The organism is Nostoc sp. NOS(2021) (assembly GCF_017115025.1).
In the GTDB taxonomy this organism is placed as follows: Bacteria; Cyanobacteriota; Cyanobacteriia; order Cyanobacteriales; family Nostocaceae; genus Nostoc.
Window position 1 is genome coordinate 15,369 of the sequence record NZ_JABXKM010000044.1, and the last position, 15,259, is coordinate 30,627.

At 41.2% G+C, this 15,259-nt stretch carries 11 protein-coding genes and 1 pseudogene; 5 read left to right on the top strand and 7 right to left on the bottom strand.

Annotation, left to right across the window (positions count from 1 at the left end):
- Nucleotides 1-58 precede the first annotated feature (58 nt).
- Both HWQ41_RS05120 and HWQ41_RS05125 read right to left on the bottom strand, forming a co-directional pair.
- Nucleotides 59-1,618, bottom strand: coding sequence for a sodium/solute symporter (locus HWQ41_RS05120; RefSeq protein WP_366931633.1), 1,560 nt, complete (start codon nucleotides 1,616-1,618; stop codon nucleotides 59-61).
- Nucleotides 1,619-1,681: 63 nt separating this feature from the next.
- Nucleotides 1,682-1,957 carry a DUF485 domain-containing protein gene (locus HWQ41_RS05125; RefSeq protein WP_292760415.1) on the bottom strand — a complete coding sequence of 92 codons (276 nt, stop codon included), beginning with the start codon at nucleotides 1,955-1,957 and terminating at the stop codon, nucleotides 1,682-1,684.
- Nucleotides 1,958-2,614: 657 nt separating this feature from the next.
- On the opposite strand from HWQ41_RS05125, the gene HWQ41_RS05130 reads away from it, so the two are divergent.
- Entirely contained in the window at nucleotides 2,615-3,088 is a 474-nt protein-coding gene (locus HWQ41_RS05130) for a hypothetical protein (RefSeq protein ID WP_292760416.1), read from the top strand.
- Between the two features lie 284 nt (nucleotides 3,089-3,372).
- Here the strand turns inward: HWQ41_RS05130 and HWQ41_RS05135 are convergent, their stop codons facing one another.
- The 4 genes from HWQ41_RS05135 to HWQ41_RS05150 form a co-directional block, all read right to left on the bottom strand.
- Entirely contained in the window at nucleotides 3,373-4,764 is a 1,392-nt protein-coding gene (locus tag HWQ41_RS05135; protein WP_292760418.1) for a hypothetical protein, read from the bottom strand.
- A gap of 804 nt (nucleotides 4,765-5,568) precedes the next feature.
- Nucleotides 5,569-7,269, bottom strand: coding sequence for a phosphatidylglycerol lysyltransferase domain-containing protein (locus HWQ41_RS05140; protein WP_292760420.1), 1,701 nt, complete (start codon nucleotides 7,267-7,269; stop codon nucleotides 5,569-5,571).
- Between the two features lie 251 nt (nucleotides 7,270-7,520).
- A complete protein-coding gene (locus tag HWQ41_RS05145; RefSeq protein ID WP_292760422.1) occupies nucleotides 7,521-8,423 on the bottom strand; it encodes an alpha/beta hydrolase-fold protein in 903 nt (300 codons plus the stop codon).
- Between the two features lie 107 nt (nucleotides 8,424-8,530).
- Nucleotides 8,531-9,508: an alpha/beta hydrolase-fold protein gene (locus tag HWQ41_RS05150; RefSeq protein WP_292760424.1), complete on the bottom strand. Its 978-nt coding sequence runs from the start codon at nucleotides 9,506-9,508 to the stop codon at nucleotides 8,531-8,533.
- A gap of 157 nt (nucleotides 9,509-9,665) precedes the next feature.
- Here HWQ41_RS05150 and HWQ41_RS05155 point away from each other — a divergent pair, with 157 nt between their 5' ends.
- Nucleotides 9,666-10,607, top strand: coding sequence for a lysylphosphatidylglycerol synthase domain-containing protein (locus HWQ41_RS05155; RefSeq protein ID WP_292760425.1), 942 nt, complete (start codon nucleotides 9,666-9,668; stop codon nucleotides 10,605-10,607).
- A 1,067-nt stretch (nucleotides 10,608-11,674) separates the two neighbouring features.
- Complete coding sequence (locus HWQ41_RS05160) at nucleotides 11,675-11,833, top strand: hypothetical protein (protein ID WP_292760426.1); 159 nt, start codon at nucleotides 11,675-11,677, stop codon at nucleotides 11,831-11,833.
- 454 nt (nucleotides 11,834-12,287) lie between these two features.
- Here HWQ41_RS05160 and HWQ41_RS05165 read toward each other — a convergent pair.
- Nucleotides 12,288-12,425, bottom strand: a pseudogene (locus HWQ41_RS05165) (FAD-dependent oxidoreductase); the annotation flags it as partial.
- A gap of 116 nt (nucleotides 12,426-12,541) precedes the next feature.
- Between HWQ41_RS05165 and HWQ41_RS05170 the strand changes: the two are divergent.
- Nucleotides 12,542-13,384, top strand: coding sequence for a hypothetical protein (locus HWQ41_RS05170; protein WP_292760428.1), 843 nt, complete (start codon nucleotides 12,542-12,544; stop codon nucleotides 13,382-13,384).
- Nucleotides 13,366-14,724: an O-antigen ligase family protein gene (locus HWQ41_RS05175; protein ID WP_292760430.1), complete on the top strand. Its 1,359-nt coding sequence runs from the start codon at nucleotides 13,366-13,368 to the stop codon at nucleotides 14,722-14,724. The genes HWQ41_RS05170 and HWQ41_RS05175 overlap by 19 nt, the downstream gene beginning before the upstream one ends.
- Nucleotides 14,725-15,259: the final 535 nt, after the last annotated feature.

Genomic DNA, 15,259 nt, shown 5'->3' on the forward strand with positions numbered 1-15,259 from the left:
TAGCCGCGAATTCCATTCGCTGAGGCTTAAATTTATACTTGTTTGCGCGTTGACAAAATCACATCCCAGAACCCATGTGAATGCGATCCTCAACTTCCGCAAATTTTTCTAGTGCCTGCTGTTCAGTACTCAATAGTGAAACGACGATCGCCACAATAAACGCCAGTGGGATACTGATTAAGCCCGGATTTTTTAGCGGAAAGGGTGCAGAAGCGTGCTTGAGAATTGTTACCTGAATAGTAGGTGACAAATAAATCAGCACTAAAGAGGAGACAGTACCTACTAACATACTTGCAACCGCCCCGTTGGTGGTGAAGCGTCGCCAAAGCATTGATAAGAGCAACGCTGGGAAGTTTGCACTAGCTGCGATCGCAAATGCTAAACCTACCATATAAGCGACGTTTTGCCCTTTAAACAAGATGCCCAAGAATATCGCCACTAACCCCAAAAGCATTGTCGCACCGCGAGCCACTTTCAGCTGTTCAGACTCGTCGGCATGACCTGAACGCACCACATTCACCCATAAATCGTGGGACAATGCAGCCGCACCTGAGAGGGTCAACCCCGCCACTACCGCCAAAATAGTTGCAAAGGAAACAGCCGAAATAAAGCCTAAGAAAGCATCACCACCGAGAAATTCTGCTAACATCGGCGCAGCCATATTACCACCAGTACCAATTTGCTTGATGGCATCTTGACCTACTAGCACCATCGCTCCAAAGCCTAGAATGAAGGTAAGGAGATAAAAAACGCCAATAATCGCTGTGGCGTAAGTAACAGAGAGCCGCGCAGCTTTGGCATCGGGTACTGTGTAGAAACGCATCAGGATGTGGGGTAGTCCAGCAGTGCCGAACATCAAGGACATCCCCAAAGAGATCGCATCCAAGGGATCAGAAACCAGTTTGCCCGGAGCTAATACACCTGTATACTTTTCAGATGCAGCTGCAAAAAGAGCGATCGGGTTAAAGCCAAATCGTGCCAGTACCAAGATAGCTAGTAAGATAGTTCCGCCGAGTAACAAAACTGCTTTGATAATTTGTACCCAAGTGGTGGCAATCATCCCGCCAAAAATTACATAAGCCATCATTACGCAACCGACGATGACCACAGCTAATTCATAATCAAAGCCAAACAATAGTTTGATTAGCTCCCCAGCGCCTACCATCTGGGCGATTAAGTAAAAGCTAATCACTACTAGCGTTCCAATCGCGGATGCGATACGTACAGGTTTTTGCTGCAAACGATAAGCCACTACATCGGCAAAGGTGTATTTACCTAAGTTGCGTAGTGGTTCGGCAATTAGGAACATGACAATCGGCCAGCCTACCAGGAAGCCGATAGAATAAATTAAGCCATCAAAGCCGTTGAGTGCCACCAGCCCAGTGATACCTAAAAAGCTAGCTGCACTCATGAAGTCTCCCGCCAAGGCCAGCCCATTTTGGAAACCGCTAATCTTACCGCCAGCTGTATAGAATTGGGCCGTATTTTTGGTGAGTTTTGCCGCCCAAAAAGTAATGCCAAGGGAACTGGCAACAAACAGAAAGAAGAAAGCGATCGCTAACGGGTTAAAGTGACCAAGACTGGTAATATCCGCCGCTAGTGGCAGATCAAACCACATACTATTCATGCTTTTTTGGTTTAGTATTTGGGAATTTGGGACTAGAAATTGCTAATAGCTAATTTACTTGCGTGTCAGCCTTGCGATTTGGTCGTCGTAACTACTATTTGCCCAACGCACGTAGATAAAAATTAATACCCATGCTGAGACAATTACCAGCGCCCCTAGTAAAATTCCCAGGCTGAGGCCAGGAAATACTAATGACCCCAGCAGGGGCTTATTGAACGCGATTAATAGGATAAAGCCAAAGTAAATAAACATCATGGCTCCAGTGAGAATCAGGGATACCCGCCAACGTTCAGCCGCGAGAGCCTGGAGAGCCTTTGTGCGATCGCTCATGTCTTCCTTTAGGTTGAGAAGATTAGGTCAGATTGTCTCATTGAAGTTGATTTATGCGTAATTTTCTTAAAGATTATTAGTAAATTTATTGCTATTTAAGGTAATAAAATTAACTTATGCTTAGTGATATACAACTGATTTTTTATTAACTCAGACACGTTTCATGACTAACTAAAGGCAAATAACAAGTTAAATGATAGCAAATGACAGGCTTATTGATCTCACTCCAATTAGACAACAGTCTAGTTGTTAGTCTTTTAGCCAAAATGAGCCTAAGAGTTTTTGCTCTCCTGGCATTCTTCATCAAAACTTTATTAAAGGGATTTTTTATTTATGTGTATTATATACAAAGTCAATTTTGAGCAAAATTGCAATTAAATATCAAAGTTTTAACTTCGATATTTAATCGGTAGCTTTGCTAATTTTAAAAACCGCTTCCAGGTGGATTTTTTCAATTTAGCTAGCTGCCAAGTGCTGAAACTTAAGGCTGATTAAGGCTCTTTTCTCGCTCTGGCTAAAGGAAATAAACCCCCTTTTTATCCAGAGGATAAACACATCTTAATTAGGTCAAAAAATCTTGTATTTGACTAATTTTTTTGTGTTTAAATTCTAACCCATCAGTTCTTTGCTAACCTTTGATCACACAGGATATTTATCATGATTTGTCAAAATCTTGCGCTTAAAGCAGTAATTACTGCATCAGTAGTAGGTTCCCTTCTAAGTACTCTTTGTGTTCGTCCGGCTATGGCTGACAAGGTGAGCAATAGTTGTAATAACGCAACTATACAAGGTGCCTATGGATTGCAAGATACAGGTTCTCGAAAAACTAAAAACGGAACTGTAGATTACACGGCAGTCAGAACAGCTAAGTTTGATGGCAATGGCAACCATCAAGGCAAAGGCTTTAGCAGTATTGATGGAATCATCAAAGCCTACACAATTACTGCCACTTACAAAGTTGCGACGGATTGCAGTTTTGAACTTAAGGGTACTCAAACTTTTGAGGATGGAACCTCTACACCTTATAGCCAGTTCGGTGTTGTTATTCGAGGTGGTAAAGAGATTATCGAGCTACAAACAATTAGTGGCAGAAATCAAGGTGGACGCTACCAGAGAATAGAGAACTACTAATCTTAAGGCAAATTAATTTTCAAAGCAGTGAGATTTTTCTTAGGTGCTAAAAATTAGGGCTATAAATCAGCGATTTAATAGTGCGTAGGCATAGCCCAATACTGCTCGGTTAACAAGATTTGTAGGTTGGGTTAAACTTTAGTGTTACCCAACAAATCCCTGAAAATGTTGGGTTTCGTTCCTCAAGCCAACCTACATATTTTTATTTTTTGGGCTTAACCGAACCGTATTGGGGGTTCTACTGGTTGCATTCTCACAAATCAAATAAGATTTGTATATACAATCTAATTGTCTACACCGACAGAAATAAGTTTGCTGTAATATTCAGTTTTGGTATAGATGCTGATCATACTATCACCGATTGCAAAAAAAGTACCTTCTTGCTCATCTTTAGAAAATTGCAAATCGGGGTATTTAGCAGCAGCTTCTTCAGCAGTCATGGCTTCTGCTTCCATTTGATCTGGCAATAGTCCAGTACAACCAATATAAAATACTAAGGGAGATATCTTATCTTGGTAGATATTTTCTGCATATTGTTCTAGCTTCTTATTTGCCGTCGTTAAAGCTGCAACCATTTCCTCTTTGCTGATCTGCTTACCAGTTTGTTTATCCTGCAATAACCGCACCAAGCTATCAGCACCAACTTTCTTAAGAATACCTCCAACAATGCCATTTTGCTCAAGCCCAAGAAAATCATCAAAAATCGGTTTCATCAACTCGTCAACTTTCGTAATCTTGGTGCGTGATGACAGTAACCTGTGCCTAACAGCGAGATTCTCATTAAATGCGATCGCAAAACTCGGCTTAATGATAATTTCTCCAGTTTCTTTGTCATAAAAACGATACATTCTATCTAGAAACTTGTTAGCAGAATGTAACTTACTCAGGTTCAGAATATCTTGACTGCCGATATCGATTTTATAGCTCGATCTGGAGTCAAGAGTACCATTAACTAAAGCTTCACGGATGTCTGTGTATTCGTTAGTTGTAGGGAAGTTGATGTAAATATTCTTAGACAGATAGTGCTTTTTAAATTCATCTAACTGCGCCTCTATAAATACATCTGACTCCTTTTTCAAGTGAGCGCAAATAATACTAGTCAGTACTTTAATTTCTGCTAGTTCATTGAATAGTCCATCAATACTGCTATAAAAACTATTAGCAGCTACAAGCGGCAAGTTATCTAAGTGGATGGTATATTCAGCATTGAAGTCAAATTCTTCTACATCCAGTACGCCCTTTTCTTTTAGTAAGTCAAAGGCTTTTTTCCTGCTGATTTTGACTTGTAAGGACTTTACGTTGATTTTGCCGTTACTTACAATCGTATAGTTATTAAAGCTATTGAGGTCATTTACCAGTAAACCTGCTACTTCAAGAGTGGGGGTTTGGTCTTCAAATTTGGCAAGTTTGACTTTACGTTTGATAAGCATATTGATAGTAGCAGTATTGCGATTAAACTGAAACTCGCCCATACCAACATACTCAGCATTATCCATATATTCTGTTCTCAACCAAGGTTGAAGCAGTTCCCCGTTTTCGTTTCTAACACCTTTAACGCGCTTGATACCTGTTCTTTGATAATGTTCTTGCAGGTGTTTGATGTTGACAATAATATTGTTGCGATATTGTGCAAAAATTTGGATTAGTTCTACAAGAGAAATTTGATTATTTGTCATATTGCCACCTTATAAAGGTCAAGAATCTTTTCACGCCACGGTTACTGAGGGACTTCCAAGAAATAAATTATCCAAAGAAACGAACCGCAGAGACGCAGAGAACACAGAGAGAAGAGAAATAGAGAGGATTTTTGCATCAGTTTTGGGATATTTTTTTATTTGGAAGTCCCTGAAGTCGATTATTCTTCCAGAATAAGCTGTTATAACCGTGCAAAATTGAAGCGCAAACACACAAGAATTTGATGCCAAATATATGCTAAGATTTACATACGCCACACAAATATTGTGCGATCATGATTGCATTCACGAACTAGCTACTATAGGCATTCAGTTATTACAAACTTTGGGCATCGCTTGCCAAACTTAGCGTTGCATACTCACCGGATATTCTATTTATAGTACAATTGTATCACAAGAATGCCAAGTTGTGTAGGCGTAGCCCGCCGTAGGGATCGCTTACAGCAGTTTTCATGTATTTGAACCACATCTGTCGTAGGGAACATTGCTCATTGGTGTCAACTTAAGCCAAAACCCTTTTAAAACCTCGTTTCCAGCCTCTGGCTGGAAATGCAGCTCATTGGGCTGCTGCCGCGATTCAGAGAGGCGGCAGCCCCCCTAGTAGGCATTACCAGTCAGAGACTGGGAACGAGACAATCTCTAAAAGCTGGTTATAGACTGGCTTTTACGTTAAGTTGACACGTATGAGCATTGCTGTGCCCCTACTGTGTGGTCTATTTACTGTTCCTAAGCGTCAGTCAAAATCATTGCGAATTTTTTGAGTCAGCGCATTATTTTTCCCCAAATTTAGGCTCCAGGTTTGAAATAATCGAAGAGGCGATCGCCTGAATCTGCGCGAATCAATGCCACAACTACATCGGGTAAGGCGGTTAAACTGGGGTAAACCAAATAGCGTGGTTCCCAACGGGGGCGGAACTTCTCTCTGTAGGCGTGCAGTCCCTTGAAATTATAGAAGCGATTCAAATGCCCATAAAGATAGTGCAATATTTTCTCCAAGCGGCGCGATTCTGGGTTCTCTCCAACTCCCGCAAGGGCAGAAAGACCGAAATTAAAGCTGTCGTACCCACCCTCTTTAAAATGCTGGAGTAGGGAAATAAATAGAAAGTCCATTGTGCCATTTTCAATCGACGGGCGGTGTCGCATCATGTCAATAGTGGCTTCGTTGAGTTGGTACTCGCTAAGAATGTTGGCAAAGGCGCTGATCTCACCTTCAGGATTATGCACCACAGCAATCTCGCAGTCTCGCAGGTAAGCTTCCTCAAACCAACCCAAAGAAAATTGTTTTTCTGAACCTTGTACCATTTTTAGCCATTCATCACTCACAGGTTTGAGTCGGTGTAATAAAGCATCGGCGATGGGTGGTTGATAAAAGTCGATTTGGTATCCTAGCTTAGTTAAACGACTAATTGATGGTCTAAAGTTTTTCCCGGCTTTACCTTGTAACGTAAAACTTTTCAGGTCAACGATCGCTTCTTCTCCAATCTTGAGTACCTTAAACCCCAATGACTTGTAAAGCTCAACATCATCGGGCATAGTTTGGTAAAAGCCAGGATACCAGTCGTTGCGCTGGCAAAACTGCTGGAAAGCAACAATTGTCTCTTTGCGGTCTTGAATGGGGCCGATGGGATCTCCTAAGGCGATCGCGCCCCGTCCTTTAGGAACATAAGCAATTACACTATTACCCGAAGGACTGAAATAATAACTTTTATCATTTAAGAGTGTGAACGCTGCTAAAGAAGAACATCCATATTGCTCAACAATTTCTTTAGCTTTTTGCCGCTCATGTGTAGTTGCTAGATTCCGCCAAAACACAGGTTGCAACAGCATTACCATTGCATATGTAATAGTAGCTGCGGCAATAATATAGATAGAATTAGCAAAAAAATCTCCAAATTGGCTCTTTGGTTGCAGTCCCCAATTATCCTCGGTGAAGAACATCGCTAAAGTCTGAACTATCGCTTCACGCCAATTAAAATTCTCGGAAAACTTGCCGTCTAACAAGTAAAATCCAATAGTTCCGTATGCCAGAGTAAATAATAAAGCGCCTATCAGCGCTCGAACTCCCCGTGCAATGGAAGGACGGTCTGATTGCGCTGTGAAAAAATGGCGCATCAAAATTAATTGCACCAGTAAAACTCCAGAGAGTAGACTTTCTTCATAGTCCAGTCCCTTCAGCAAGTGGCTGAAAATGGAAATCACTAGTAAAGTAATGGTCAGTAACCAAGCGATTCTTTTTCTGCGTAATAAGTTAGTAGCAAGTGCTAGTAAAATAAACCCAGTCAACGCTGCAAATATATGACCACTAGCCCGGATTTCAAATGGTAAAAATTCCTTCAACCAGTGATTTTGCCCATACAATTCCTTCAACCAGTGATTTCGCCCATACAGGTTAGGTGTCACTGCTGACAACAAATTTACTACTCCGACTAAACCTGTAAGGAAAGCCGCACTCCAAAGCCCAATCTGAGTTTTTAAATTATTGGTCATTAGTCTAAAAGTATTAATTAGGAGTTAGGAGTTAGGAGTTAGGAGTTAGGAGTTAGGAGTTAGGAGTTTTGGCTCTAGCACTCTCTTTAGGGATTAAAATAATAAACAAACCAGTTTTCTAGGCTGTGTTAATTATACGGATTAAGTTTTCATGTTTTGAATTTTCTCCATAACACCTTAATTTTAATGCCCTAGCACAAGGAAATCGGTAGAACCTGAGTTTTCCAATTTTAACTCTTAATTCCTAACTTCTAACTCTTAACTTTTTTAAACTGTTCACCTACATAGGAAAGCGAATCTTTGAGATGTTTGTGAAAGTAGTTCCAGCCTATATCTGCACCAGACAAACCATGACCTCCAGGAAATGCATAAAATACGTGAGCAATGCCTAATTTATTTAAGGTTTCGTTGAAGACTTTGGTAGAAGCTAGCAAATTAGTATCGTTCAGACCTGCATCTAGGTAAACACGCAATTGCTTTCTATCTTCAACTGGTAGCTGTTGCACGATTTGTTGGGGACTATTTTGTGAACCACTATTATCGGTAAAATAACCGCTATGGCTAAACAGAATGTGGAAGTTGTTAAGATGGCGTAACCCGATATTAAAAGCCCCCCATCCCCCAGAAGACAGACCTCCCAGCGCCCAAAACTGGGGTTCTTCCAAAGTGCGGTAGCGCGATTTGACAACTTTTACTAATTCTAAACCAATCAAAGTCCCCACTTTGCCATTCGGCCCATCAAAATAATCAGGATCATACAAAGGACTGGAACCGCGATTATCATTACCATCAGGTGTAATCACAATCGATGGTGGTAATTTTCCACTTTGATAAAGTTCATGCAGTACGTCTAAGAGTGCGTATTTGTCAGCGTAAGCACGAGCATCATCATGACCACCGTGCAATAAGAATATCACAGGGTAGCGCTTTTGCTGATTTTTGTTATAACTAGGGGGCAAAATCACACCGTAGTTACGGACTGCACCCATCGCTTGGGAGTTGAAGGTTGCTAATTGAAACTTTAGCCCAGTATCTGCCTCTTCTTGGGGCGGGTCTAGTTGTGGCGCACCCAAGATGAATACATAATAGTAACCGACGCTCGTGAGGAGTGCGATCGCTCCTACCAAGCTAATTAAAAATTTAGAAATCTTCATATTATTTTAGCGTTGAAAAAATCACCTCCATTAAAACTTACTATAGTGAATATGCTGAAAAATTGCACCAACGTTTTGGCAAAATCGCATTATTTCCCCTGAAAGTTCTAATAATTACGAGTATTTTTACCCCGATTAAAACCTAAATTCTCATCTCTATGAGCTATCTCAGAAGCTCTAAATTGTTTTCCCACAAATGTCAAAGAATCCGCTAAGTGTTCACGCCAGTATTGCCAAGTGTGACTGCCAGGAAACTGACGAAACGAATTAGAAATTTTGAGATTGTTTAGGACTTTACTAAATCCTTTGGCTTCGCCGATTTCTGCAATATCTGATGTACCCGAATCTAGATATATCCGCAACCTTTTTTTAGCTGGTGTGGAAATTTTTTGGATATAAGTTATTGGGCTATTTATTGGGCCGCTTTTATCCTGAAAATAACCACTATGACTAAATAAAATCGAGAAATGATCCAGGTTGTGTAATCCCACATTCATTGCTCCCCAACCACCAGAAGATAAACCACCTATCGCCCAAAAATCTGGATTAGTTAGTGTACGATAACGGCTTTGCACAACTTTTACTAACTCATCCCCCACGGCTGTGGAGACTTTACCGTTAGGGCCATCGATATATTGGGGGTCCCAGTAGGGACTAGAGCCACGTTTGTCGTTGCCATCTGGTGTGATGATGATGCTGGGTGGCAACTTACCTGTAGTATAAAGTTGTTCCACAGTCTTGAGAGCTTGTCCCTTGTTCTGAATAAACCAATCACTGGGAGAACCATGTCCACCGTGGAGGAGAAAGATTACAGGATAACTTTGTTTTAGGTTTTGTTTATAGCCCGGTGGTAAAGAAACGCCGTAGGTACGACTTGCACCCATTACTCGACTATTGTAGGTTTCAATCTTGTAAGTTAGAGGAGTAGCTAAATCGCTAGTATTGGGCTGGGTTACAAGAGGGGAAGGCGTTGTTTGTAAATCCTGCTGTTGTGGTAGTTTTGCTGTTACACTTTGGGATAAATTACAGCCAACTAGAGTTAATACTGAAACTAGCAAGAGAATTTTAGATTGTTTGTAGTTCATTTATGATTTATCAGTTGTCACTAGAAAAACAACTCTGGTAACTGGTGTTTGCCTTCAAAAGCTTATGCAAATGATATGTCAATGCTGTGTCAACAGGATGGAAACTTTACGACTAGTTGTAAATTGAAAGTCAAGAGTTAGGATAAGTTTATTTACGATGTTTAAAAAGTTGCGACTCAAATTTAGCACACTGTTCGGCTTGTTGCTGCTGCTACTTTCCCTGTGGGCGATCGCTAACGAATTGCGTGAGTATAATTATCGTGATATCCTCAACTCTCTAGCTGCTATTCCCAAAAGTCGCTTAAGCTGGGCAGTTTGGCTGACAGCCTTGGGTTATCTAGTGATGATCGGGTACGATATCTTAGGTTTTAGCTACATTAATCGTTCCCTAAGTTGGAACAAGATTGCTTTCACTAACTTTATTAGCTCTGCATTTAGTAATACCATAGGTTTTGCCTTGCTAACTGGCAGTGCTATCCGTTATCGATTTTACTCTAGTTGGGGAGTATCAGCAGTAGCGATCGCTCAAGTAATTGCTTTCGCCAATTTTACTTTTTGGTTGGGGATGTTTGCCGTTGCAGGTTTCTTGTTCCTCATCAACCCCCTCAAAATTCCCACTCAACTACATTTACCTTTTACCACCGTGCGTCCCATCGGCGTGATTTTTCTGCTATTGGTCGCTGTTTATTTGCTAGGAAGTATTTTTATTAAACAACCATTAATAATTCGTGGACAAGAGTTTCGATTTCCTACTTTTAAAATATCTCTGGTTCAAATAGCAATTTCTAGTTTTGACTGGATTCTTGCTGCGGCAGTTCTTTATGCTGTCCTTCCCACCAATATATCTTTGTCCTATCTAGACTTTTTGGGAATCTACTTACTAGCGATGTTTGCAGGTGTTGTTAGTAATGTCCCCGGTGGTTTGGGAGTATTTGAAACTATAATTTTGCTGATTCTCTCTTCAAAAGTTTCGGCTGCGGCAATTTTGGGGTCAATGCTAGTTTATCGGGGAGTCTACTATTACTTACCTTTACTATTAGCAGCGGGTTTGCTAGGACTTTATGAAATTAGATTTAGATCAGGAAATTTAAAAAAATGAATGGGTTGGCACTACACGCTTTCGAGCATCATTTGAACCTGGAGATGCAGTTAGAATTCTGTGGAAGGGGAAATGGTATGAAGGGCGGGTTTTAGAAGTTAGTAATAATCTTTATAAAATTACTTACAAGGGGTACGATCGCTCTTGGAATGAGTGGGTTCAGCCTTCTAGAGTCAGCAGATAGGAAATATCTCAGTTTTCTAAGTTGGGAGGGACGATTTCACCTGTAGGATTCGTCCCTTAAATTGTTTTATAATTTATTCTGCCATTTGTTCTCCATTACCTGTTTAGAGACTGTTAGACTGAGAACCATAAGTAAAATATCGTGTATTTTAGCAAACTTATGGAGCCAGTATTACTGACAGTATTTGCTTAGGCTAGCCTGACTTTTCACGTCATGTGGAAAAGAAGAAGCGAAACCATAAAAGAAAGTAACCTGCTGTTCAATTGGCAGATGATCAGACATAAAATACATTTGAGTATATACCCCAAGGACATCTGGCGATCGCATAGGTAAGAATTGATTGATGTTAGAAACCTGTTACTACTCCAGATGCCTTAAGCGCATCTGGAGTTTCTTTTTGGAAAAAGCGATGTCTACGACGGGCTGCGCCTACGAAATTTTCCAAATCAGCCCGATGTGCCAGAACACGGCTGAATAGGGATGCATACTGAATTATCTATATCTAACACGGGGCATCACTTATTGATGTACCCCTTTTACCAAACAACTCTCACAAAATAGCCCTAGATGAACTGGGGCTATTTTGCGTTACTTCCAATTTTCTTTGTGACATTCTCCTTAGACACCTTTATCCGCATTTGAGTATATACCCTGATGACGTAGGATTTTCTCACGGTGAAAATTTGATATAGGTAAATGCGTATCTTTCCTGACTCCAGATTTGCCACAAACATTTCTGGAGTTTTTTAATTACTAGAATTTAAAATTACCGATCTAGTCTAAACTCTAGTGAATATTTTATTTTTATAATGAACACCCATATTATAGCTGTGCGGTAAAATGAATATAAATTAGGAATTATGATAAAAATTACTGAGAAAGTATGGAAATCTCAAATTCTACTCCTCAGAGAGACATCCCACAGCCACAAGCTTCGGAAACAGTTTTACAAGCTAAGAACATCAGCCGTCGTGAGTTTATGAAGTTGTCATTAGAAGAACGACGATGGATATTGGCAGCACAGGCTGAGTTAATGTTATGACATTACGAGCAAGATAGAGAATGGCAGGAATTACAGATTCCATGATGAGTATAAGTATTGCCGTTCTTCCGAATGTAGATATGATCCCCTTTAACCATGATTTACCTCTTCTATCGGAATACATTCTTTGTAATCCTTTAGATACAGATTATGAGGATAATAATTTATTTTTCAGTAGTAAAAGCCGTAAAAATTTCCGATAAAGTTAGAGTAAAATATTTAAGTATACAGTTATAAAAATTAGAATTTTCTCTAAGTAAATTTTGGGTTATATCAAGAGAAAAATATGAAATATTATAGAGAGAAACTTGCAAAATATTAAGTAAACAAGAAGTGCGATCGCACCTATCCTTATGCATTCGACTCAACCGAGACATGCTTCACCAAAATCCAAAATTTAAAATCTAAAATTCGGTCAAAGTTTACACCCCAAGAGCAGGATACTTAATCTTTCATGCAAGCGGCGTGTAGCCCGTCTTCCTCCCAAACCACAGGACTTTTCCACCACTAGCACCGAATATCCAGCTTGACTTAACTGCTGGGCACAGACTAAACCAGCTATTCCGGCACTAATAACTGCAATATCAGTCATGAGTCAATAGTCCTTAGTCATTAGTTATCATCAAAGGACAAAATTACTACTAATGACTGCTGAAAGCTAATAGTAGAATAAGGTACAGAAAGCTGCACGGAAGGGAGGAAGGGAAATTGGATGAGATGAGGGCGGCGCTAGAGTTAGCGACCGAAGAAGAATTGCAAGACTTAACCGCAATTCTATTTAGTCGTAAGTTCAATCCCCTAGACTATTTACACACACCTGAACCTATCGAAGTGCAAAGCCAAGACCGCAAAGCTTGGTTAGACGCACTAGAGGGTCGCTTTCGCTTTTTGGCGGCAGATGGGATGACGGTATTGCGAGGACGCACAGGCCAGGTAACTTACCGACAAGCGTTAGTTCAAGTATGTAAGTATCTAAAAATTCCCTATTGTAATCAGCTGGCAACTATTGATTTAGAAGCAGAAGTATTTTTGCATCTGCTAGGACAGGTGTGGAAAAAATTGCCTGAACAGGAAAAGCAAAAATTGACTATACGGGTGCAGCGTCAGCTGCTGAAATCAGAACTAAAACAACCGCTACCACTTTTATTGCAACGTGACCCCTTGGGGTTACTTTTCAAAGGCGGTAGTGCGATCGCTGTTACTTCCATGCTCCAGCCACTTGTACTTAAGCAAATTGCCCGTCAATTTGCCATCCACTTTGCTACCTATGAAGTAGCCAAACAAGCCGCGATTACAGGCTCAGAAGCAGCTACAACGCAATTTCAAAGCTATGTAGCGATGCAAATGGCTCGACGGGGTATGACTGTGAGTGCAGCTCGTTATGGGGCAGCCCGCACGATGTTTGCCGTGATTGGGCCGATGATGTGGGCTTGGTTTTTTGCGGACTTGGGGTGGAGAGCGATCGCCACTAACTATGGTCGGATCATCCCTACCATCTTCGCCTTAGCTCAAATTCGCCTCACTCGTGAGGAATGTTGGGAGCCAGCTTGAACAAGGTTTTTGACTATTTCAAGTCTTGTTGGCAATCTTCTTGGAACTACTCTCTATGGGGACTGTTAATCTTCCCAGTGAGTCCTTTATTGGGGGCTGTGACTATAGGTTTTGTCTCATTAATAACTTTCCTGAAACAATACCGCAAAATTAGTCGCCGCCCCCTCAACTGGGGATTTGCCCTTTTGAGTGTGTTGCTGATCGTGACTGCTGGGTTTGCCCAAGACAAAACAACAGCTTTCGTCGGCTTATTTAATTTATTACCATTCTTTTTAGTTTTCGCTGCTCATAGCACTCTGATTCAAACATTTGCCCAATTGCGGCAAATGGCTTGGATTTTGGTGATCGCTTCCATGCCAGTGGTGATTATCGGCTTGGGACAGTTATTTTTGGGCTGGAGTTTGAAGTTCGAGATTTTGTGGATTGTCTTTGCTTGGACGATTAGACCAGGAGGAAATCCACCAGGTCGCATCGCTTCACTCTTCATGCACGCTAATACCTTCGCTGCTTATCTAGCGATAGTTTTCATCCTTGGTCTAGGGTTGTGGCTCGAACAATGGCGATTGGGGATTGGGTATCAAGGATTGGGTATTGGGAAGAATTCAGTCCCCAGTTCTCAGTCCCCAGTCCCCTTTCTCTTCTTAACGGTGGCGGTGATTGCGAATTTCATTACCTTGATTTTCACCGACTCACGGAATGGGTGGGCGATCGCAATTTTTGCCTGTTTAGCTTATGCACTCTACCAAGGTTGGCGCATTCTTGTGGGCGGTGTCGCTGCGATCGTCTCTAGCGTGCTTTTGGCAGCTTTTGCGCCCTCGCCAATCGCTCAATTTTTTCGTCAGTACGTTCCTGCCTTCTTTTGGGCAAGGTTAAATGACGATATGTATCCAGATAGACCAGTTGCTTTAATGCGAAAAACTCAGTGGGAGTTTGCTTGGTCTTTAGCTCAGGAACATCCTTGGACTGGCTGGGGGTTACGCAGTTTTAGTGGACTCTACAAAGCCCAGATGCAGATTCCCTTGGGTCATCCCCATAACTTGTTTTTGATGTTATCTGCTGAAACTGGTTTTCCCAGTAGTTTTTTATTTTGTGGCTTACTCGCTTGGATTTTGATTACAGGTGTGCAATTACTACGAAAGTCAAAATATATAAATACACAAGACAGATTGATATTTTTCAGTTATCTTCTGGCTTTTGTGGCGTGGGTTCTATTCAATACAGTAGACGTAACTGTATTCGAGTTGCGTTTGAATGCGCTCTCATGGTTAATTTTGGCTGCCATTTGTGGAGTAGTACATCGTTATAACCAACAAGACAGGCTTGCATCTCATCCAAATTAACGTGAGTTCAACGAACCTCTCAGATTCGCAGAGGGACGTTTTGCGTAGTAAAATCTCTTAGAGGTCTTTTGATTGGGCTAATTAGGCGGACACTATTATCAGCCGTCAAATTCACGTCAAATTAGTGAGTTAAGCGTCGAGAATAGCCATTAGTGAGTTTTCAGTGTATACACTGGGGGCATTTAGAGTTTTAAGTTAATAAGATTACCATATTCACGTCTGTGACGGTGAGTGTGACTAATACATAATTAGTTACTGTTGCTGATTGTTGGGAAGGTGTAGGGACAACCCTTCGGGGTTTTCCTGCATGACGGGCATCTCTTGTAGATGCCCTTTTGTATATTTTAGGACTTACGCATAAGAGACCCCTAACCCCCTTAAAAAGAGTGCTTTTTAGATCCCCCCTTTTTAAGGGGAGCCAGCGCGGTCTTCTCCCATCGCCCTTGGCGTCTCGTAGAGAAGGGGAGACGCTAAAAGCGATAGCGCAGCGTTAGCGAGTCTGCGAGCGTCATTTTGAATTTTGAATTCGGAGCGA

Coding starts and splice junctions, on each gene's coding strand:
- HWQ41_RS05125 (WP_292760415.1), bottom strand. CDS start 1,957: ATGAGCGATCGCACAAAGGCTCTCCAGGCTCTCGCGGCTGAACGTTGG.
- HWQ41_RS05155 (WP_292760425.1), top strand. CDS start 9,666: ATGTTTAAAAAGTTGCGACTCAAATTTAGCACACTGTTCGGCTTGTTG.
- HWQ41_RS05145 (WP_292760422.1), bottom strand. CDS start 8,423: ATGAAGATTTCTAAATTTTTAATTAGCTTGGTAGGAGCGATCGCACTC.
- HWQ41_RS05150 (WP_292760424.1), bottom strand. CDS start 9,508: ATGAACTACAAACAATCTAAAATTCTCTTGCTAGTTTCAGTATTAACT.
- HWQ41_RS05175 (WP_292760430.1), top strand. CDS start 13,366: ATGTTGGGAGCCAGCTTGAACAAGGTTTTTGACTATTTCAAGTCTTGT.
- HWQ41_RS05130 (WP_292760416.1), top strand. CDS start 2,615: ATGATTTGTCAAAATCTTGCGCTTAAAGCAGTAATTACTGCATCAGTA.
- HWQ41_RS05120 (WP_366931633.1), bottom strand. CDS start 1,618: ATGTGGTTTGATCTGCCACTAGCGGCGGATATTACCAGTCTTGGTCAC.
- HWQ41_RS05160 (WP_292760426.1), top strand. CDS start 11,675: ATGGAAATCTCAAATTCTACTCCTCAGAGAGACATCCCACAGCCACAA.
- HWQ41_RS05135 (WP_292760418.1), bottom strand. CDS start 4,764: ATGACAAATAATCAAATTTCTCTTGTAGAACTAATCCAAATTTTTGCA.
- HWQ41_RS05140 (WP_292760420.1), bottom strand. CDS start 7,269: ATGACCAATAATTTAAAAACTCAGATTGGGCTTTGGAGTGCGGCTTTC.